The sequence below is a fragment of the Pseudomonas sp. J452 genome, assembly GCF_024666525.1.
Lineage (GTDB): Bacteria > Pseudomonadota > Gammaproteobacteria > Pseudomonadales > Pseudomonadaceae > Aquipseudomonas.
In genome coordinates this window covers 4551060-4569571 of record NZ_CP088294.1, presented here as the reverse complement: position 1 = coordinate 4569571, position 18512 = coordinate 4551060, and the positions used below count along the sequence as shown (strand labels likewise).

The following is an 18512-nucleotide window of genomic DNA, read 5'->3' as shown; positions in this document are numbered from 1 at the left end:
TTTGCTCTCATTTTTGAAGAGTATCAGGCGGCCAGCAGGCTGCGCAGCATCCAGGCGGTCTTTTCGTGCACTTGCATGCGCTGGGTGAGCAGGTCGGCGGTTGGTTCGTCACTGACTTTTTCCAGCAGCGGGAAGATGCCGCGCGCAGTGCGCACTACAGCCTCCTGGCCCTGTACCAGCAGCTTGATCATCTCCTGGGCAGCCGGCACGCCTTCCTCTTCCTTGATCGACGACAGGCGCGAGTAGGCGGCGTAGGTGCCTGGTGCCGGAAAGCCGAGGGCGCGGATGCGCTCGGCAATCATGTCGACAGCCAGTGAAAGTTCGGTGTACTGCGCCTCGAACATCAGGTGCAGGGTGTTGAACATCGGGCCGGTAACGTTCCAGTGAAAGTTGTGGGTCTTCAGGTACAGGGTGTAGGTGTCCGCCAGCAGGCGGGACAGCCCTTCGGCGATGGCAGCGCGGTCCTGTTCGGCGATGCCGATGTTGATTTCCATGTCTTGCTTCTCCTCTCAGGTGGCCGGGGTAGACGCTCCCCGTAATGGTTCGAGCCTATCACGGGGCACCCCAGGTGCGACCTTGGCTTATATCAATAGATGCGATGTTCTGGGCCTATAACGCTGCATTCTTTGGGTTTCAGAGGCGCGTCAGTTCCGGGTTCTGTTGCAATGTGCGGTTGAATATCTCGACCCAGTAAGCGCTGAACTGCCGGGCGGAATGATTGTTGATTTCCAGGATGGCACGCAGGCGCGGGCGTTTGCTCAGGGTCTGGTGGGCGCGCTCATGGGTGCGGGCGTCGAAGGTGTCGGCGATATTGAGGATCAGCGCGCCGGGGTGGATTTCACTCTCGCGCAGACCTTTCGGATAGCCGCTGCCGTCGGCGTGTTCCTGATGTTGCAGGATGATTTCTGCCGCGCTGGCCCAGTCCGGCATGCGCTTTAGTAGCTCGAAGGCCTGGCGTGGGTGGGCCTGCATCTGTCTGCGCTCCTCGCGGCTCAGGTGCTCTTCCTTGTGCAGCAGATCGAGCGGCAGAAAGGCCATGCCCAGGTCGTGCAGGCAGACCGCTGCCGCCAGTTGTGCCGGTTCTACCGGTGCGCCTGCCGCCGCATTCATGCTCAGGGCTAGGCTGAGCAGGCGCTGACCGCGACCATGCCAGTAGTGCGAGCGGTGTTCGCCGGCTTCCATCAGTTCGCTGAAGAACAGCAGGTCCGCATCGGCTTGGATGCCGTGCTCGGCGAGCAGCTTGTGGGTGTGCGATTGACTGGGCAGTTCGACGGGCTGCAGGCGGGTGGCGGGATCCAGGTGTTGCAGAAGGGTGCGGCGGATTTCCGTTTGCCGTGCTGCTGGGGCTGCAGCCAGTGCTTGCAGGGCTTGGCACAGGCTGTTGAAGGCGCGTGGGTCGAGCGCGGCCTGTGCACCGCCGAGGGCTTCGTCGATCAGGCTGCGCAGGTGGTCGAGACTGAGCAGGAGGATATCGCCCAGCAGGCTGTCGAACTCCAGTTCGCCCTCGCGCAGTCGTGCCAGTACGTCTTCCATGGCTTGGGGGAGGGGCAGCAAGCTGTTCAGCTCGACGTAGCCGAGGTTGCCCTTGAGCGTATGCACCACCCGAAACAGCTCGCGCAGCCGGGCGTTGTCCTGCGGATGGCGCTCCAGTTCGATGAGCAGTTGCTCGCAGCGGGGCAATTGCTCGGCCGTGTCGAGGCGAAAATCATCCAGCAGGTCGCTGGAAAGGTCGGCAGGGCGTGGCGTGGCCATGTCAGGTCTCCGCAGGGGCTGAATCGACAGTATAGAAAGCAGTGGCGAAAGCGGCGGGGCGGGCGGCTGCGCGGTGGCAATTAACCATATATAATCCCGCCCCTTGCCCCGGATGCGGGCATGCGCCTGCCTGCTGCACCGCTGGTCGATTGCTTGACCTGCTCCGCGTCCGAATTGAAGAAAATGCTCGTCCTGGCCCTTGTGGCAAGCCCCGCGCGGCTTACGAGTGCTGTGTAAACGGCCCCGGCGCCGCCAGTTGGCCGCCCCGACGAATTCAAGACTGATTAGAGAAGCGAACCACCATCATGATGCGCAGCCACTATTGCGGCCAGTTGAACGAGAGCCTGGACGGTCAGGAAATCACCCTTTGCGGTTGGGTCCATCGTCGTCGTGACCACGGTGGCGTGATCTTCCTCGATATCCGTGACCGTGAAGGTCTGGCTCAGGTGGTGTTCGATCCGGATCGCGCCGAGACCTTCGCCAAGGCCGACCGCGTGCGCAGCGAGTACGTGGTCAAGATCACCGGCAAGGTTCGCCTGCGTCCGGAAGGCGCGCGTAACGCCAACATGGCCTCCGGCGCCATCGAAGTGCTGGGTTACGAGCTGGAAGTGCTCAACGAAGCGGAAACTCCACCGTTCCCGCTCAACGAATACACCGACGTTGGCGAAGAGACCCGTCTGCGCTACCGCTTCATCGACCTGCGTCGCCCGGAAATGGCCGAGAAGCTCAAGCTGCGCTCGCGCATCACCTCGAGCATCCGCCGCTACCTGGACGAGAATGGCTTCCTCGACGTCGAGACGCCGATCCTCACTCGCGCTACTCCGGAAGGCGCGCGCGACTACCTGGTGCCGAGCCGCACCCACGCTGGTAGCTTCTTCGCCCTGCCGCAGTCGCCGCAGCTGTTCAAGCAGCTGCTGATGGTGGCCGGCTTCGACCGCTACTACCAGATCGCCAAGTGCTTCCGTGACGAAGACCTGCGCGCCGACCGTCAGCCGGAATTCACCCAGATCGACATCGAGACCAGCTTCCTCGATGAAAAAGACATCATGGGCATCACCGAGACCATGATCCGCAACCTGTTCAAGGAAGTGCTGGACGTCGAGTTCGGCGAGCTGCCGCACATGACCCTGGCCGAAGCCATGCGTCGCTTCGGTTCGGACAAGCCGGACCTGCGCATTCCGCTGGAGCTGGTGGATGTGGAAGACCAGCTCAAGGACGTCGACTTCAAGGTGTTTGCCGGCCCGGCCAACGATCCGAAATGCCGCGTGACCGCGCTGCGCGTACCGGGCGGGGCGAGCATGCCGCGCAAGCAGATCGACGACTACACCAAGTTCGTCGGTATCTACGGCGCCAAGGGCCTGGCCTACATCAAGGTCAACGAGCGTGCTCAGGGCGTCGACGGTCTGCAGTCGCCGATCGTCAAGAACATCCCGCTGGACAACATCAACGTGATCCTCGATCGCGTCGGTGCGGTTGACGGCGATATCGTGTTCTTCGGCGCCGACAAGGCCAAGATCGTCAGCGAAGCCCTCGGTGCCCTGCGCATCAAGCTCGGTCATGACCTGAATCTGCTGACCTGCGAGTGGGCGCCGCTGTGGGTGGTCGACTTCCCGATGTTCGAGGAAAACGACGATGGCAGCCTGACCGCCATGCACCACCCGTTCACCGCGCCAAGCTGCAGCCCGCAAGAGCTGGAAGCCGACCCGGCGACCGCGCTGTCGCGTGCCTACGACATGGTCCTGAACGGCACCGAACTGGGTGGCGGTTCGATCCGTATCCACGACAAGGCCATGCAGCAGACCGTGTTCCGCGTGCTGGGCATCAGCGAAGAAGAGCAGCAGGAGAAGTTCGGCTTCCTCCTCGATGCGCTGAAATTCGGTGCGCCGCCCCACGGTGGCCTGGCCTTCGGCCTGGATCGCCTGGTCATGCTGATGACCGGCGCCAGCTCGATCCGCGAAGTGATCGCCTTCCCGAAAACCCAGAGCGCGGCCTGCGTCATGACCCAGGCGCCGGGTGTGGTGGATAACAAGGCGCTGCGCGAGCTGCACATTCGCCTGCGCGAGCAAGCCAAGGCCGAATAAGCCGCTACGAGAAGCCTGGATTTCCAGGCTTCTTCGTTATGGGGTGCGAATTTTTATACCCGTGCAATCTTCAGTGAGAAATACGGAGTGAGTTATGGCTGGTCATTCCAAGTGGGCCAACATCAAGCACCGCAAAGGGCGTCAGGACGCCAAGCGCGGCAAGATCTTCACCAAGCTGATTCGTGAGCTGACCGTCGCGGCTAAACATGGCGGCCCGTTGCCGGCGGACAACCCGCGGCTGCGCCTGGCTGTGGACAAGGCGCTGACCGCCAACATGTCACGTGACGTGATCGACCGGGCGATTGCCCGCGGCGCCGGCAATAACGAAGCCGACAACGTCGTCGAGTTCAGCTACGAAGGCTATGCGCCCAGCGGCGTGGCCATCATCGTCGAGGTCATGACCGACAATCGCAACCGCACCGCCGCCGAAGTGCGCCATGCCTTCACCAAGTGTGGCGGCAACCTTGGTACCGATGGCTCGGTGGCCTATATGTTCGAGCGCAAGGGGCAGATCAGCTTCGCTCCGGGCGTCAGCGAAGATGCCTTGATGGAAGCGGCGTTGGAAGCCGGTGCCGATGACGTGGAGATGGGTGAAGATGGTTCGGCGTTGGTGTCGACCAGTTTTGCCGAGTTCCTGTCGGTCAACGAGGCGCTGACGGCAGCCGGTTTCAAGGGCGAGGAGGCGGAAGTCGCCATGATCCCCTCGATCAGTGCGCCGGTGGCTGACCTGGAAACCGCAAAGAAGGTCATGAAGCTGATCGACATGCTGGAAGACCTCGATGATGTGCAGGAGGTCTACCACAACGCGGAAATCCCCGACGAGATCATGGAGCAGCTGGACTGATCCTGTCTGCGGGTAACAAGCCGGAAGTCGCCCCAGGCGCTTCCGGCTTTTTTATCTGTGCGGGCCGGGTGACGCCGCTGGTAGTCGACCCGTATACTCCTGAGCTGGATAAATAGACAGTGTGGCGGCGTTTGCCGGCACCCGGAGCGAACGGCAGGGCATGACGCTGATTTTGGGTATCGACCCCGGTTCTCGTATCACCGGTTACGGTGTGGTGCGCGATACCGGTCGTGGCTGCGAGTATGTCGCTTCGGGCTGCATTCGTACCGGCAACGGCCCGTTGCCCGAGCGCCTGCAGATCGTCTTTCGCGGCGTCAGCGAGGTGATCCGCCTGCACGGGCCGGTGACCATGGGCATCGAACAGGTGTTCATGGCGAAGAACGCCGACTCGGCGCTCAAGCTCGGTCAGGCCCGCGGCGCGGCGATAGTCGCCGGGGTCGAGGCGGGGCTGGAGATCAGCGAGTACACCGCTACCCAGGTCAAGCAGGCGATTGCCGGCACCGGCGGGGCGGACAAGCAGCAGGTGCAGATGATGGTCATGCACCTGCTCAAGCTGGTGCAGAAGCCGCAGATCGATGCCTCCGATGCCCTGGCTATTGCCTTGTGTCATGCCCACCATCGGCAAAGTCTGATTCCCCATGGCCTGGTCGGCGCCAAGCGGCGCGGCGGCCGTCTGCGCCTGTAATAGATAGAAGGAAGATAAGTCGTGATCGGACGCCTGAAAGGCACCCTGGCGGAAAAACAGCCGCCGCACCTGCTGGTCGATGTGAATGGCGTCGGCTACGAGCTGGAAGTGCCGATGACCACGCTGTATCGCCTGCCGTCGCTGGGCGAGCCGGTGACCCTGCACACCCATCTGGTGGTGCGCGAGGATGCCCATCTGCTCTACGGCTTCGCCGAGAAGCGCGAGCGCGAACTGTTTCGCGAGCTGATCCGCTTGAATGGCGTCGGCCCCAAGCTGGCGCTGGCGCTGATGTCCGGCCTGGAAGTGGACGAGCTGGTGCGCTGCGTGCAGGCCGGAGATACCTCGACCCTGGTGAAAGTCCCCGGCGTCGGCAAGAAAACCGCCGAGCGCTTGCTGGTCGAGCTGAAAGATCGCTTCAAGGCCTGGGAAAGCGTGCCGTCCATCGCCACCCTGGTGGTGGAACCCCGCGCCGGCGTGGCAGTCTCAAGCGCGGAGAGCGACGCCGTGAGCGCGCTGATATCCCTCGGCTTCAAGCCGCAGGAGGCCAGCAAGGCCGTGGCTGCGGTGCAGGAAGACGGCCTCTCCAGTGAAGAGTTGATTCGCCGCTCATTGAAGGGGATGGTTTAACCCGTGATTGAAGCCGACCGCCTGATAACCGCCAGTGGCCGCGAGCGTGACGAGCAGCTGGATCGCGCCATTCGTCCGCTGTCGCTGGCCGACTATATTGGCCAGCCGATTGTCCGCGAGCAGATGGAGCTGTTCATCCAGGCCGCCAAGGGCCGCTCGGAAGCCCTCGATCACACCTTGATCTTCGGCCCGCCAGGGCTGGGCAAGACCACTCTGGCCAATATCATCGCCCAGGAAATGGGCGTGTCGATCAAGAGTACGTCTGGCCCGGTGCTGGAGCGTCCGGGCGATCTGGCCGCGCTGCTGACCAATCTGGAAGCCGGTGACGTGCTGTTTATCGACGAGATTCATCGTCTGTCGCCGATCATCGAGGAAGTGCTGTACCCGGCGATGGAGGACTTCCAGCTCGACATCATGATCGGTGAAGGTCCGGCCGCCCGTTCGATCAAGCTGGACCTCCCGCCGTTCACCCTGGTCGGTGCAACCACCCGGGCCGGCATGCTGACCAATCCGCTGCGCGACCGTTTCGGCATCGTCCAGCGCCTGGAGTTCTATTCCAGTGCCGATCTGGCGACCATTGTCAGTCGCTCCGCCAGTATTCTCGGCCTGGCCCTGGATGCCGACGGCGCGTTCGAGATTGCTCGGCGCGCCCGGGGTACGCCGCGTATTGCCAATCGCCTGCTGCGCCGGGTGCGCGATTTCGCCGAGGTGCGGGCGGGTGGGCAGATCAGTCGTAGCGTGGCCGATCAGGCGCTGAACATGCTGGATGTCGATGAACGTGGCTTCGATCACCAGGACCGGCGTCTACTGCTGGCGATGATCGACAAGTTCGACGGCGGGCCGGTCGGCCTCGACAACCTGGCTGCAGCCATTGGCGAGGAGCGCGGGACCATCGAAGACGTGCTGGAGCCCTATCTGATCCAGCAGGGGTATATCATGCGCACGCCGCGCGGGCGGGTGGTGACGCGGCATGCCTACCTGCACTTCGGCCTCAATCTGCCGGGGCGCATGGTCGAGGCGCCGGTTGCCGATCTCTTCGCGGGAAGCGACGAATAGTTTAAAAACAGGGGCTTGGCCAATTGGCAAGGCCGGGAGTAAGCACTAGAGTATGCGCGCGCAAATCGAGGCCCAGCCTTTTGCCCACCGTTGTCGGGTGTATTACGAAGATACCGATGCCGGCGGCATCGTTTATTACGTCAACTACCTCAAATTCATGGAGCGGGCTCGTACCGAGCGCCTGCGTGAACTGGGTTTTGCCCAGTCTGCGCTGGTGGCGGAAGACCTGCTGTTCGTCGTGCATTCGGCCGAAGCGCGCTATCACGCGCCCGCCAAGCTGGACGACGAACTTTTTGTGACGGCCGATGTAATCGAGTTAAACCGTGCCAGCCTGCGCTTTCGTCAACAGGTAAGGCGGGTCACGGACAAGGCGCTGCTCTGTGAAGGGCAGTTCGTGGTGGCCTGTGTGCGCGCCGACAGTTTGAAACCCCGGGCCATTCCCGAAGCGCTGCGTGCAGCCTTCGCCAGTGTCGCGGGTCTACCCCCTGCAGGAGAGTAAGCGTGGAAGCTAACGCCGCCGTAGACCATATGTCCATGTGGAGCCTGATCAGCAACGCCAGTTTCGTGGTGCAGCTGGTCATGCTCATTCTGGTGGCCGCCTCGGTCACGTCATGGGTGATGATCTTCCAGCGCAGCACCATGCTGCGTGCCGCCAAGAAGTCGCTGGAAATGTTCGAGGAGCGCTTCTGGTCGGGTATCGACCTGTCCAAGCTGTATCGCCAGGCCGGCAGCAACCCGGACCCGGACTGCGGCGTGGAGCAGATCTTTCGTGCCGGCTTCAAGGAATTCTCCCGCCTGCGCCAGCAGTCTGGCGTCGATCCGGATGCGGTGATGGATGGCGTGGCACGGGCCATGCGCGTGGCCATCTCGCGTGAGGAAGAGAAGCTCGAGCAGAGCCTGCCATTCCTCGCCACCGTCGGCTCGACCAGCCCGTACATCGGCCTGTTCGGTACCGTGTGGGGCATCATGAACTCCTTCCGCGGTCTGGCTCAGGTGCAGCAGGCCACCCTGGCCACCGTGGCCCCGGGCATTGCCGAAGCGCTGATCGCCACCGCCATCGGCCTGTTCGCCGCCATCCCGGCGGTTATCGCCTACAACCGTTTCTCCGCGCAAGGCGAGCGTCTGATCAGTCGTTACTACACCTTCGCTGACGAGTTCCAGGCGATCCTGCACCGCAAAGTGCACACCAGCGAGGACTGAGGCTGCCCATGGCCAGAATTCGCAATAGACGCAAGCCAGTCGCCGAGATGAACGTCGTGCCTTATATCGACGTGATGCTGGTGCTGCTGGTGATCTTCATGGTGACCGCGCCGATGCTCAACCAGGGCGTCAAGGTTGACTTGCCCAAGGTCTCCAGCGAGGCCTTGCCGCAGGACAACAACTCCCGCGTGCTGACCGTTTCCATCAAGGCCGACAAGACCTACTACTGGAACATGGGCGAGGAAGTTGATCCGGATCAGGGTAAGCAGAGCGAGACCGCGCTCGAACTGCCCGCGCTGGTGCAGGCAGTCACCGCGATCATGAGCCAGAACGCCAGCCAGGGTAAAAAGGTGCAGGTCTTCGTGCGCGGTGACAAGGCGGTCGATTACGGCTCGGTAATGGCGGTGATGGGCGGTTTGCAGCAGGCTGGCGTGGGTAACGTCGGGCTGATCACCGAGGCCCCCTGATGCAGCAGAGCGCTCGCTCCTCCTCGGAAAGCTATTTCTGGCCAACCATCTGGGCCGTGGCTCTGCACGCCCTGATGTTTGCCATGCTGTTCGTCAGCTTTCAGTTTGCTCCTGAGCTGCCGCCGGCCAAACCGATCGTCCAGGCAACCCTGTATCAGCTGAAATCGCAGAGTCAGGCCACCACCCAGACCAATCAGAAGGTTGCCGGCGAAGCCAAGAAAACCGCGGCGCGTCAGTATGAGCAGGAGCAGCTCGAGGCGAAGAAGGAAGAGCAGAAGAAGCAGGAGGCTGCGGAACAAAAGCAAGCCGAGGCAGCCAAACAGGCGGAAGTGGCCGATAAGAAGGCCGAGGCGCAGAAGGCGGAAGAAGCCAAGAAGGCCGAGCAGAAGAAGCTCGCCGATATCGCCAAGAAAAAGTCCGAGGAAGAGAAGAAGAAAGCCGCCGAGGAAGCCAAGAAAAAGGCGGCCGAAGCAGCGAAGAAGAAAGCCGCGGAAGACGCCAAGAAAAAGGCGGCTGCCGCTGATGCCAAGAAAAAGGCTCAGGAAGCGGCACGCAAGGCGGCAGAGGACAAGAAAGCACAGGCATTGGCCGAGTTGCTGTCCGATACCACCGAGCGTCAGCAGGCGCTGGCCGATGAAGTTGGTGATCAGGTGGCGGGTAACTTCGATGATCTGATTCGCAAAGAAGTGTCTGGCCGTTGGAGTCGTCCGCCCTCTGCCCGAAATGGCATGAGTGTGACCGTACAAGTAAATATGCTGCCTGGTGGCATCATCAGCAATGCTTCGGTATTGCGCTCCAGTGGTGATGCTGCCTTCGATAGTTCGGCGGTAACTGCAGTGCGTAACGTGGGTCAGATTCCTGAGATGCAGGGCATCAGCCCTGCCGACTTCGCACCCTATCGCTCGTTCAAAATGACGTTTACACCAGAGGATCTGGACCTGTGATCAATATTCTTCGAGGGTTGCTTGTTGTTCTCTGCTGCGTAGCCGGCCTGGCTGTCGCCGATGAAAAGAACATCTCCGTAACCGATGGGGTCAACCGGGCCATCCCGATTGCCGTAGTGCCGTTTGGCTGGCAGGGCGGCACCGTGCTGCCCGAGGACATGGCCGATATCATCGGTAATGACCTGCGCAACTCCGGTATGTACGAGCCGATTCCCCGGCAGAACATGATCAGCCTGCCGACCCAGGCCGGCGAGATCATCTACCGCGATTGGCAGGCCCTGGGCGCCCAGTACGTACTGGTCGGCAGCATCGCGCCGACCGGTGGCCGCCTGCAGGTGCAGTTCGCCCTGTTCAACGTGGCCAGTCAGCAACAGGTCGCGGCCGGCAATGTGACCGGTACGCCGGATCAGCTGCGCGACATGGCCCACCATGTGGCCGACCAGTCGTTCGAAAAACTGACCGGCATCAAGGGCGCTTTCTCCACCAAGATGCTCTACGTCACCGCCGAGCGTTTTTCGGTCAACAACACCCGTTACACCCTGCAGCGCTCCGACTATGACGGTGCCCGTGGTGTGACCCTGCTGCAGTCGCGCGAGCCGATTCTCTCGCCGCGCTATGCGCCGGATGGCCGTCGTATTGCCTATGTGTCGTTCGAGCAGCGCCGCCCGCGCATCTTCGTGCAGCACATCGACACCGGTCGCCGCGAGCAGATCACCAACTTCCAGGGCCTTAACGGCGCACCGGCCTGGTCGCCGGATGGCAATCGCCTGGCGTTCGTGCTGTCCAAGGACGGCAACCCGGAAATCTACGTGATGAACCTCGGCAGCCGTCAGCTGCAGCGCGTGACCAATCACTACGCCATCGATACCGAGCCCTTCTGGGGCAAGGATGGCCAGACCCTGTACTTCACCTCGGACCGTGCCGGCAAGCCGCAGATCTACAAGCAGAACATCGCCGGTGGCGAGGCGCAGCGCGTGACCTTCATCGGTAACTACAACGCCAACCCGAAACTCTCGGCTGACGAGAAGATGCTGGTGATGATCCATCGTCAGGATGGCTTCACCAACTTCAAAGTGGCGGCGCAGGATCTGACCCGTGCCGGCTCCGCTCCGCGCATCCTCTCCGAGACCAGTCTGGACGACTCTCCTACTGTCGCGCCCAATGGCACCATGTTAATCTACGCCACCCGCCAGCAGGGCCGCGGAGTGCTGATGCTCGTGTCTACCAACGGGCGCGCCAGACTCCCGATTCCCACCGCGCAAGGTGATGTGAGGGAACCGTCCTGGTCCCCCTACCTGAACTGATGCGGTAACAAAACTTTGCTTTAAACACACCTAGAAACCATTAGGAGTTACACCATGGAAATGCTGAAATTTGCTGCACTGGGCCTGGCTCTGGCCGTTACCGTTGGTTGCTCGTCCAAAGGCGGCGACAACGCTGGCGAAGGCGCCACCGACCCGAACGCTGGCTACGACGCCAACGCCAATGGCATGGACAGCGCTCTGAGCGAAGAAGCTGCTCTGCGCGCCATCACCACCTTCTACTTCGAATACGACAGCTCCGACCTGAAGCCGGAAGCCATGCGCGCTCTGGACGTACACGCCAAGGACCTGAAAGGCAACGGCGCTCGCGTCGTTCTGGAAGGCCACACCGACGAGCGCGGCACCCGCGAGTACAACATGGCTCTGGGCGAGCGTCGTGCTCAGGCCGTACAGCGCTACCTGGTTCTGCAGGGCGTTTCCCCGGCTCAGCTGGAACTGGTTTCCTACGGCGAAGAGCGTCCGGTTGCCACTGGCACCGAAGAGCAGTCCTGGGCTCAGAACCGTCGCGTCGAACTGCGTAAGTAATTCGCCATGCAAAAGTGCCTTCGTGTCGTAGCCTCTCTGGTTCTCGCCCTGCCGCTTGCGGCAGTGGCCGAGGTTCCCGTGGTGGATAGTAGTGCCGGTTACGGTGCTAGCAGTTATCCGCCGGTGGGTTACGGCACGAATGGCGCCTACGCTGGGGGCGGGGCTACGGCCCCGGCCTCGGCGCAGGGTGAGCTGTTCATGCAGTTGCAGCAGATGCAGCAAGAAATTGCTTCGCTGCGTGGCATGGTTGAAGAACAGCAGAACGAGATTGAGCGTCTCAAGCAAGAAAGCTTGGCGCGTTACCAAGATATGGACAGCCGTCTGGCTGGTGGTGCCGCTGGCGCCGCAGCTCCTACCCAAAATTCCCCTGCCGACGGCGCGATCAACGCCGGCGGTGCTCCAACGGCTCCGGCCCAGCAAGCTCCAGCACAGCCTGCGAGCAATGAGCCGGCCGACCCGGCGAAGGAAAAGCTGTATTACGACGCTGCCTTCGACCTGATCAAAGCCAAGGATTTCGACAAGGCCAGCCAGGCCTTCGGCGCCTTCCTGCGCAAATACCCGAGCAGCCAGTACGCCGGCAATGCCCAGTACTGGCTCGGTGAGGTCAACCTGGCCAATGGCAACCTGCAAGAGGCCGGTAAGGCCTTTGCCCAGGTCAGCGTGACCTACCCGACCCATGCCAAGGTGCCGGATTCGCTGTTCAAGCTGGCCGATGTCGAGCAGCGCCTGGGCAATACCGACAAGGCTAAGGGCATCCTGCGTCAGCTGATTGCCCAGTTCCCAGGCTCCTCCGCCGCCCAGTTGGCCCAGCGCGACCTGCAACGTCTGCCCTGATCGGTCTGTTCTGATCAGAAAACCCGCGCCTGGCGCGGGTTTTTTATGGCTTATCTTCCGTGGTGGTCACCCTCCGCTCCGTCGCCTGGGCGACGTTAAAAATGTCTCCCTTAATATTTTCGTTTAGAATCGCGGCCCCCTTTCCCGCAACGGAGGCGGATGGCCTGTTTCGCCGTCACGCCCGGTGCCGATATGCAAGAAACCCTGCGCATTACCGAGATTTTCTACTCGCTGCAGGGCGAAACGCGCAGCAGTGGTTTACCCACTGTGTTCGTTCGCCTGACTGGCTGCCCGCTGCGCTGCCAGTACTGCGACACCGCCTACGCCTTTAGCGGCGGCGAGCTCATGAGCCTGGACGCCATCTGCACACAGATCGCCAGCTACAAGCCACGCTACATTTGCGTGACCGGTGGCGAGCCACTGGCCCAGCCCAATTGCATTGCGCTGCTCAAGCGCCTGTGCGATGCCGGCTACGAGGTGTCCTTGGAGACCAGCGGTGCCCTCGATATCGCGGCCACCGATCCCCGCGTCAGCCGCGTGGTTGACCTGAAAACCCCGGGTTCGGCGGAAGTCTCGCGCAATCTGTACAGCAACCTGGATCTGCTGACCCGCAACGATCAGGTCAAGTTCGTCATCTGCTCGCGCGAGGACTACGACTGGGCCGTCTCCAAGCTGATCGAGTACCGCCTCGACCAGCGCGCCGGCGAGGTGCTGTTCTCGCCCAGCCATAAGCAGGTCAGTGCCCAGGCCCTGGCCGAGTGGATCATCGCCGACAATCTGCCCGTGCGCTTCCAGCTGCAGCTGCACAAGCTGCTGTGGAACGATGAGCCTGGCCACTGATTCGAGGGTACTGAGATGACAGACAAGAAAGCCGTGGTGCTGCTTTCCGGTGGCCTCGACTCCGCCACCATCCTGGCTCAGGCCAAGGCCGTGGGCTTCGCCTGCTACAGCATGAGTTTTGATTACGGCCAGCGCCATCGCGTTGAGTTGCAGGCGGCCGAGCGGGTGGCGGCACAACTGGGCGTGGTCGAGCACAAGGTGGTCGGCCTCAATCTCAACGGTATCGGTGGTTCGGCCCTGACCGACAGTTCGATTGCCGTGCCGGAGAGCCCGACCGAAGGCATTCCGGTGACCTATGTGCCGGCACGCAACACGGTATTCCTCGCACTGGCCCTGGGCTGGGCGGAGGTGCTGGGCGCCCACGATATCTTTATCGGGGTCAATGCCGTGGACTATTCCGGTTATCCGGATTGCCGTCCCGACTTCATTGCCGCGTTCGAGCGGCTGGCCAATCTGGCGACTCGTGAGGGTGTGGAAGGGGAGGGCTTTCGCATTCAAGCGCCGCTGCAGAACCTGAGCAAGGCGCAGATCGTGCAGATCGGCATGCGGCATGGCGTCGACTATGCTTTGACCGTGTCCTGCTACCAGGCCGATGCGGATGGTCGGGCTTGTGGCAAGTGCGATAGCTGCCGGCTGCGTGCGGCCGGTTTTATCGCCGCGGGAGTAGTGGATCCGACTCGCTATAGCTGAAGTTTTTCCGCGGGGTGTTGATTTTCTGAATTAAATCAGTATTATGCGCACCGCGTCGGGTCGTTAGCTCAGTTGGTAGAGCAGTTGGCTTTTAACCAATTGGTCGTAGGTTCGAATCCTACACGACCCACCAAATCGCAAAAGCCAGTCGCAAGACTGGCTTTTTTTATGCCTCGAAAAAAGCCCGGCGATACTGTGCCTGGCATTGCTGCGTTAGCTCTGCCGCCCTGAGGCGGCAGGGGCCAATGGTATACTCGCCACTTGCCAACCCGCGCCTGCAGGTCTGATCAACATGACGCATATTTCCGAACGCCTTCTGGTTCAAGCCCATCTCGATGCCAAGCAGCCCGTGCCGCTGACGCCCGAGCAGGAGGCCTTCTACCGTAGCGAAATAGCCGCCGAGCTGAAGAAGCAGAATGCCGTGCTGGTCGCGCACTACTACTGTGATCCGGTGATCCAGGCGTTGGCCGAGGAAACCGGCGGCTGCGTCTCCGACTCCCTGGAAATGGCCCGCTTCGGCAACCAGCACGCGGCGCAGACCGTGGTGGTAGCCGGGGTCAAGTTCATGGGCGAGACGGCAAAGATCCTCAACCCGGAAAAGCGCGTGCTGATGCCGACCCTGGAAGCCACCTGCTCGCTCGATCTGGGTTGCCCGGTTGACGAGTTTTCGGCGTTCTGCGACCAGCACCCGGAGCGTACCGTGGTGGTGTATGCCAACACCTCGGCGGCGGTGAAGGCGCGGGCCGACTGGGTGGTGACCTCCAGTTGTGCGCTGGAAATCGTCGAGAGCCTGATGGACAACGGTGAAACCATTCTCTGGGCACCGGACCAGCACCTGGGCCGCTACATCCAGCGTCAGACCGGCGCCGACATGCTGCTGTGGGATGGCGCCTGCATCGTCCACGAGGAGTTCAAAGCCAAGCAACTGCACGACATGAAGGCGCTGTATCCGGACGCCGCCGTGCTGGTTCACCCGGAGTCGCCGGAAGCGGTGATCGAGCTGGCCGATGCGGTGGGTTCCACCAGCCAGCTGATCAAGGCGGCGCAGACCCTGCCGAACCAGACCTTTATCGTCGCCACCGACCGCGGCATCTTCTACAAGATGCAGCAGCTATGCCCGGACAAGGTCTTCATCGAGGCGCCGACCGCCGGCAATGGCGCCGCCTGCCGCAGTTGCGCGCATTGCCCGTGGATGGCCATGAACACCCTGCAGCGCACCCTGCAGTGCCTGCGGGAGGGCAGTAACGAGATCCTGGTTGAGCCGGCGCTGATTCCACGGGCAATCAAGCCGCTCAAGCGCATGCTGGATTTCACCCAGGCAGCCCGGCTGAAATTGAGCGGCAACGCCTGAGGTGAGTGCAGATACAAAAAAGCCCGGCAATGCCGGGCTTTTTCATGGACAGCTGATCAGCGCAGCATCTTGTCGATCGCGCGTTTTTCTTCCATCAGCTCCAGTTGGCGTGCATCGATGCGGGAAGCCAGAGGGAAGTTGCTGCTGGCGCGGCGCTTGGCCAGGTCCAGTTGCGACAGGGCCTGGTCGTAGTCGCCGACCAGGGCGAAGAACTCGGCGCGGGCCTGGTGCAGGCCGATGATGTTGCCGGCCAGGCCGCGGGCCTCGGCCACCTGATACCAGACGTCCGGGTCATGCGGGCGGTTCTTGAGCAGTTCGTTGAGTGCTACCTCAGCCTCCTTGCCCTGGCTCTGCTTGAACATCAGGTCGATGCGCGCCTGATCCAGCGGGTAGTTGTTCGGATACAGGTTGCGCAGCCGTTCGACCCGCTGGCGGGCATCGTTCAGGCGATTGCTGGTGATATCCAGATCGACCATGGCCAGGTTGTAGGTGATGTCCTCCGGCGCCTTGGCCAGCAGCTCCTGCAAGGTCGTGCGTGCTTCGTTGAGCTGGCCACCCTTGATCTTGGCGATGGCCAGGCCATAACGCGCAGCGTCCAACTTGGGGTTTTCCTCGAGCATGGCGCGAAAGCGCTTGGCAGCGATCCCCGGTGTCTCCTCGAAGATCAGCTGCACGCGGGCGCGCATCAACTGGTAGCGCAGGCTGTCGTTGATGCCGCCTGGCTGAAATTGTTCGGCGCGGTTGCGGGTGTCGGCGATGCGCGACTCGGATACCGGGTGGGTGAGGAGGAATTCCGGTGGTTTGCGATCGTAGCGATACTGGCGCAGCAGGCGCTCGAACATGCTCGGCATGGCGCGCGGGTCATAGCCGGCCTTTTCCAGGTTGAGCAGGCCGATGCGGTCGGCTTCCTGTTCGTTCTGCCGCGAGAAGCGCCGCTGTTCCTGGATGGCTGCGGCCTGGGCGCCCATGATGGTGGCGATGCCGGCATCACCGGCGCCAGCCGCTGCGGCGACGATACCGGCGAGCATGGCGGCCATCACCGGCACCTGCATGCGCTGCTGGGCTTCGATGCCGCGGGCGAAGTGGCGTTGCGACAGGTGCGCCAGTTCGTGGGCCATCACCGAGGCGTATTCGCCTTCGGTCTGCGCCGAGAGGAGCAGGCCGCCGTTGACCCCGATGATTCCGCCTGGCGCGGCGAAGGCGTTGAGCTGCGGGCTGTTGAGCAGGACGAACTCCAGGCGCCGATCCTGCACCTGGCTGGTTTCGGCCAGGCGATAGACGCTGCTCTCCACATAGTCCTTGAGCTGCGGGTCGGACAGCTGGTCGACCTGACCGCGCAGGATGCTCAGCCAGGCGCGGCCGAGCTGGTGTTCCTGTTCCGGCGAGACGATCGATGAGCTGGCATCGCCCAGCGACGGCAGGTCATCGGCTGTGACGGGATAGGCGAGCAGGCAGGCGAGGGCGAGCAGGGAAGGGCGCAGAAGCTTCATGCACGGGGCTCATGGCAAACAAAGGCCTTACTGTAGCCGTCTGGGTGGTCGGCTGGCCAGGGTTGTGCGGCCTTGGGTATGCTTGCCGCCCCTGTGGAGAGCCCTCGATGACCGATCCTGTTGCCTGCGATGCCGAGCTGGATGCCAGCGGCCTGAACTGCCCGCTGCCGCTGCTCAAGGCCAAGCTGGAGCTGAACCGCTTGCCCAGTGGTGCGGTACTCAAGGTGATCGCCACCGATGCCGGCTCGCAGCGCGATTTTCGAGCGTTTGCGCGTTTGGCCGGGCATGAGCTGTTGCGCGAGGAAGAAGCGGGCGGCGTATTCCGTTACTGGTTGCGCAAGGTTTAAGGGGTGCGCAATAAAAAAGGGCCGCGATGCGGCCCTTTTTCATGTTCGGTGTTTTAACGCTTGCTCAGCGCCTGGGCGGCGGCCAGCACGGCCTCGACATGCCCCGGCACCTTCACCCCACGCCACTCCTGGCGCAGCACACCATCTTTGTCGATGAGGAAGGTGCTGCGGTCGACGCCCAGGTATTCCTTGCCGTAGAGCTTCTTCAGCTTGATCACGTCGAACAGCTGGCAGAGCGCCTCGTCCTTGTCCGAGATCAGCTCGAAGGGGAACTCCTGCTTGCACTTGAAGTTCTCGTGGGACTTCATGCCGTCGCGCGATACGCCGAACACCAGGGTGTTGGCTGCCTGGAAGGCCGGATAGTGGTCGCGAAAGCCCTGGCCTTCGGTGGTGCAGCCCGGGGTGCTGTCCTTCGGGTAGAAGTAGATCACCAGTTGCTGACCCTTGAGGGCGCTCAGGGATACCTGTACGCCGCTGGTGGCGGCGGCGTTGAAGTCGGCGACCGGCTGGTCGAGGGTCACGGCCATGTGTGGCTCCTAAGGGTCTGTTCCCGTTTCGTTCGCGAGTCGCGTTGCTGCGCAAAATCGCGCCAGGCTAGGCGCGGGACGCAGGCAATGGTCATTCCCTTGGCAAGTCCCGCAACGACGCATGGCGCGATTTTACGCGCAACCCGCAGGGACGGGCTCGTTTTTGCGCGGAGCGTCGTTACTCGACGGCTCATTTGGGCGACCAAACCTCGCGTCTCGTGCCTAGTTCCGCGCAAAAACGGGCTCCGTCGCGGCCGTGAACGAAACGGGAACAGACCCTAAGGATTCTGCGGGCGCCAGGGTTCGATCAGCGCATCGAGGTTGAGCGAGTCGGCGAAATCGAGGAACTGGTCGCGCAGCCAGCTGATCTGCGTACCGGCCGGCAGGGTCACGGTCAGCGTGGCATTCAGCAGGGTGCCGCCAGTCTGCGGGGCCTGGTAGGTGTCACAGGTGATGTTTTCCAGCTCGACACGGTGATCACTGAAGAACTGGCACAGCTCGTTGAGGATATCCGGACGGTACACGCAGCTGACGTAGGCCACGTAAGGCAGGGCCTGGGGGCGACTTTCCTGGGCGCCGCTGCGGGTCATGTTGACGCTGAAGCTGTGCTTCTTGGCCAGTACCGGCAGGGCCGCTTCCAGGCGGGCGAGGGCATCCCAGCTGCCGCTGACCTGCAGGATCAGCGCGCTGAACTCGCCGTGGCGGGTCAGGCGAGTGCTGACGATGGCGCAGCGGTTCTCCTGGCTGGTCCGGCACAGCACGCTGGTCAGCTCCATGGGGTTGGCGCCGAGGGCGCTGATAACGAGGAATTGTTCGCGAACCTGGGGGGTGGACATGCAGCATTCCTAAAACGAAGAGTGATCGGCACATGACGTGGCGAACAAAGCAGGAAGGGTAGCGAAAAGCACCGCTCAGGGGAATGCCGGTGCG

General features: G+C 62.3%; 21 protein-coding genes and 1 tRNA gene. 17 read left to right on the top strand and 5 right to left on the bottom strand.

The genetic code is table 11. The annotated features are described in order from the left end of the window. Positions 1-23: 23 nt before the first annotated feature. Both LRS11_RS20945 and LRS11_RS20940 read right to left on the bottom strand, forming a co-directional pair. The gene (locus LRS11_RS20945) at positions 24-494 is read right to left on the bottom strand and encodes a Dps family protein (protein WP_260494753.1); all 471 of its coding nucleotides are present in this window, start codon (positions 492-494) and stop codon (positions 24-26) included. Positions 495-633: 139 nt separating this feature from the next. Then, the gene (locus LRS11_RS20940; protein ID WP_260494752.1) at positions 634-1752 is read right to left on the bottom strand and encodes an HD domain-containing phosphohydrolase; all 1119 of its coding nucleotides are present in this window, start codon (positions 1750-1752) and stop codon (positions 634-636) included. A 305-nt stretch (positions 1753-2057) separates the two neighbouring features. Here LRS11_RS20940 and aspS point away from each other — a divergent pair, with 305 nt between their 5' ends. The 16 genes from aspS to nadA all read left to right on the top strand — a co-directional run bounded on the left by aspS (position 2058) and on the right by nadA (position 15218). Further along, on the top strand, positions 2058-3833 hold the full coding sequence (gene aspS / locus LRS11_RS20935) for an aspartate--tRNA ligase (RefSeq protein ID WP_260494751.1): 1776 nt from the start codon (positions 2058-2060) through the stop codon (positions 3831-3833). Positions 3834-3927: 94 nt separating this feature from the next. Further along, positions 3928-4677, top strand: coding sequence for a YebC/PmpR family DNA-binding transcriptional regulator (locus LRS11_RS20930; RefSeq protein ID WP_260494750.1), 750 nt, complete (start codon positions 3928-3930; stop codon positions 4675-4677). A gap of 160 nt (positions 4678-4837) precedes the next feature. Then, positions 4838-5362 (top strand): crossover junction endodeoxyribonuclease RuvC, encoded by a 525-nt coding sequence (gene ruvC, locus LRS11_RS20925; RefSeq protein ID WP_260494749.1) that lies wholly within the window; start codon positions 4838-4840, stop codon positions 5360-5362. A 21-nt stretch (positions 5363-5383) separates the two neighbouring features. After that, positions 5384-5989: a Holliday junction branch migration protein RuvA gene (gene ruvA, locus LRS11_RS20920; RefSeq protein ID WP_260494748.1), complete on the top strand. Its 606-nt coding sequence runs from the start codon at positions 5384-5386 to the stop codon at positions 5987-5989. Between the two features lie 3 nt (positions 5990-5992). After that, entirely contained in the window at positions 5993-7045 is a 1053-nt protein-coding gene (gene ruvB, locus LRS11_RS20915) for a Holliday junction branch migration DNA helicase RuvB (RefSeq protein ID WP_260494747.1), read from the top strand. 52 nt (positions 7046-7097) lie between these two features. Further along, the gene (ybgC, locus tag LRS11_RS20910) at positions 7098-7544 is read left to right on the top strand and encodes a tol-pal system-associated acyl-CoA thioesterase (protein WP_260494746.1); all 447 of its coding nucleotides are present in this window, start codon (positions 7098-7100) and stop codon (positions 7542-7544) included. Between the two features lie 2 nt (positions 7545-7546). Further along, a complete protein-coding gene (gene tolQ, locus LRS11_RS20905) occupies positions 7547-8245 on the top strand; it encodes a protein TolQ (RefSeq protein WP_173208551.1) in 699 nt (232 codons plus the stop codon). Positions 8246-8253: 8 nt separating this feature from the next. After that, complete coding sequence (tolR, locus tag LRS11_RS20900) at positions 8254-8712, top strand: protein TolR (protein WP_260494745.1); 459 nt, start codon at positions 8254-8256, stop codon at positions 8710-8712. Beyond that, positions 8712-9656 carry a cell envelope integrity protein TolA gene (gene tolA, locus LRS11_RS20895; protein WP_260494744.1) on the top strand — a complete coding sequence of 315 codons (945 nt, stop codon included), beginning with the start codon at positions 8712-8714 and terminating at the stop codon, positions 9654-9656. The genes tolR and tolA overlap by 1 nt, the downstream gene beginning before the upstream one ends. Continuing rightward, complete coding sequence (gene tolB, locus LRS11_RS20890; protein WP_260494743.1) at positions 9653-10960, top strand: Tol-Pal system beta propeller repeat protein TolB; 1308 nt, start codon at positions 9653-9655, stop codon at positions 10958-10960. Before tolA ends, tolB begins: the two co-directional genes overlap by 4 nt. A gap of 54 nt (positions 10961-11014) precedes the next feature. Then, the gene (gene pal / locus LRS11_RS20885; protein ID WP_260494742.1) at positions 11015-11503 is read left to right on the top strand and encodes a peptidoglycan-associated lipoprotein Pal; all 489 of its coding nucleotides are present in this window, start codon (positions 11015-11017) and stop codon (positions 11501-11503) included. 6 nt (positions 11504-11509) lie between these two features. Next, positions 11510-12337 carry a tol-pal system protein YbgF gene (gene ybgF / locus LRS11_RS20880; protein WP_260494741.1) on the top strand — a complete coding sequence of 276 codons (828 nt, stop codon included), beginning with the start codon at positions 11510-11512 and terminating at the stop codon, positions 12335-12337. A gap of 192 nt (positions 12338-12529) precedes the next feature. Next, positions 12530-13177, top strand: a complete 648-nt coding sequence (queE, locus tag LRS11_RS20875; RefSeq protein WP_260496969.1) for a 7-carboxy-7-deazaguanine synthase QueE — start codon at positions 12530-12532, stop codon at positions 13175-13177. 15 nt (positions 13178-13192) lie between these two features. Continuing rightward, positions 13193-13867, top strand: a complete 675-nt coding sequence (queC, locus tag LRS11_RS20870; RefSeq protein ID WP_260494740.1) for a 7-cyano-7-deazaguanine synthase QueC — start codon at positions 13193-13195, stop codon at positions 13865-13867. Positions 13868-13924: 57 nt separating this feature from the next. Next, positions 13925-14000: transfer RNA gene (locus LRS11_RS20865), tRNA-Lys, on the top strand. Between the two features lie 159 nt (positions 14001-14159). Beyond that, a complete protein-coding gene (gene nadA / locus LRS11_RS20860; RefSeq protein WP_260494739.1) occupies positions 14160-15218 on the top strand; it encodes a quinolinate synthase NadA in 1059 nt (352 codons plus the stop codon). Between the two features lie 56 nt (positions 15219-15274). On the opposite strand, the gene LRS11_RS20855 is transcribed toward nadA, so the two are convergent. Beyond that, positions 15275-16708 carry a M48 family metalloprotease gene (locus LRS11_RS20855; RefSeq protein WP_260494738.1) on the bottom strand — a complete coding sequence of 478 codons (1434 nt, stop codon included), beginning with the start codon at positions 16706-16708 and terminating at the stop codon, positions 15275-15277. Positions 16709-16815: 107 nt separating this feature from the next. On the opposite strand from LRS11_RS20855, the gene LRS11_RS20850 reads away from it, so the two are divergent. Beyond that, the gene (locus LRS11_RS20850) at positions 16816-17055 is read left to right on the top strand and encodes a sulfurtransferase TusA family protein (RefSeq protein ID WP_260494737.1); all 240 of its coding nucleotides are present in this window, start codon (positions 16816-16818) and stop codon (positions 17053-17055) included. Positions 17056-17108: 53 nt separating this feature from the next. Here LRS11_RS20850 and LRS11_RS20845 read toward each other — a convergent pair whose 3' ends face one another. Both LRS11_RS20845 and LRS11_RS20840 read right to left on the bottom strand, forming a co-directional pair. Further along, positions 17109-17582 (bottom strand): peroxiredoxin, encoded by a 474-nt coding sequence (locus LRS11_RS20845; protein WP_260494736.1) that lies wholly within the window; start codon positions 17580-17582, stop codon positions 17109-17111. A 278-nt stretch (positions 17583-17860) separates the two neighbouring features. Then, entirely contained in the window at positions 17861-18418 is a 558-nt protein-coding gene (locus LRS11_RS20840) for a glycine cleavage system protein R (protein ID WP_173208531.1), read from the bottom strand. Positions 18419-18512: the final 94 nt, after the last annotated feature.

Bases quoted from the DNA above. Each gene is read 5' to 3' on its own strand.
- LRS11_RS20945 (WP_260494753.1), bottom strand. From the start codon at position 494: ATGGAAATCAACATCGGCATCGCCGAACAGGACCGCGCTGCCATCGCC.
- LRS11_RS20940 (WP_260494752.1), bottom strand. From the start codon at position 1,752: ATGGCCACGCCACGCCCTGCCGACCTTTCCAGCGACCTGCTGGATGAT.
- aspS (WP_260494751.1), top strand. From the start codon at position 2,058: ATGATGCGCAGCCACTATTGCGGCCAGTTGAACGAGAGCCTGGACGGT.
- LRS11_RS20930 (WP_260494750.1), top strand. From the start codon at position 3,928: ATGGCTGGTCATTCCAAGTGGGCCAACATCAAGCACCGCAAAGGGCGT.
- ruvC (WP_260494749.1), top strand. From the start codon at position 4,838: ATGACGCTGATTTTGGGTATCGACCCCGGTTCTCGTATCACCGGTTAC.
- ybgC (WP_260494746.1), top strand. From the start codon at position 7,098: ATGCGCGCGCAAATCGAGGCCCAGCCTTTTGCCCACCGTTGTCGGGTG.
- tolR (WP_260494745.1), top strand. From the start codon at position 8,254: ATGGCCAGAATTCGCAATAGACGCAAGCCAGTCGCCGAGATGAACGTC.
- tolA (WP_260494744.1), top strand. From the start codon at position 8,712: ATGCAGCAGAGCGCTCGCTCCTCCTCGGAAAGCTATTTCTGGCCAACC.
- pal (WP_260494742.1), top strand. From the start codon at position 11,015: ATGGAAATGCTGAAATTTGCTGCACTGGGCCTGGCTCTGGCCGTTACC.
- ybgF (WP_260494741.1), top strand. From the start codon at position 11,510: ATGCAAAAGTGCCTTCGTGTCGTAGCCTCTCTGGTTCTCGCCCTGCCG.
- queE (WP_260496969.1), top strand. From the start codon at position 12,530: ATGCAAGAAACCCTGCGCATTACCGAGATTTTCTACTCGCTGCAGGGC.
- queC (WP_260494740.1), top strand. From the start codon at position 13,193: ATGACAGACAAGAAAGCCGTGGTGCTGCTTTCCGGTGGCCTCGACTCC.
- nadA (WP_260494739.1), top strand. From the start codon at position 14,160: ATGACGCATATTTCCGAACGCCTTCTGGTTCAAGCCCATCTCGATGCC.
- LRS11_RS20855 (WP_260494738.1), bottom strand. From the start codon at position 16,708: ATGAAGCTTCTGCGCCCTTCCCTGCTCGCCCTCGCCTGCCTGCTCGCC.
- LRS11_RS20850 (WP_260494737.1), top strand. From the start codon at position 16,816: ATGACCGATCCTGTTGCCTGCGATGCCGAGCTGGATGCCAGCGGCCTG.
- LRS11_RS20845 (WP_260494736.1), bottom strand. From the start codon at position 17,582: ATGGCCGTGACCCTCGACCAGCCGGTCGCCGACTTCAACGCCGCCGCC.
- LRS11_RS20840 (WP_173208531.1), bottom strand. From the start codon at position 18,418: ATGTCCACCCCCCAGGTTCGCGAACAATTCCTCGTTATCAGCGCCCTC.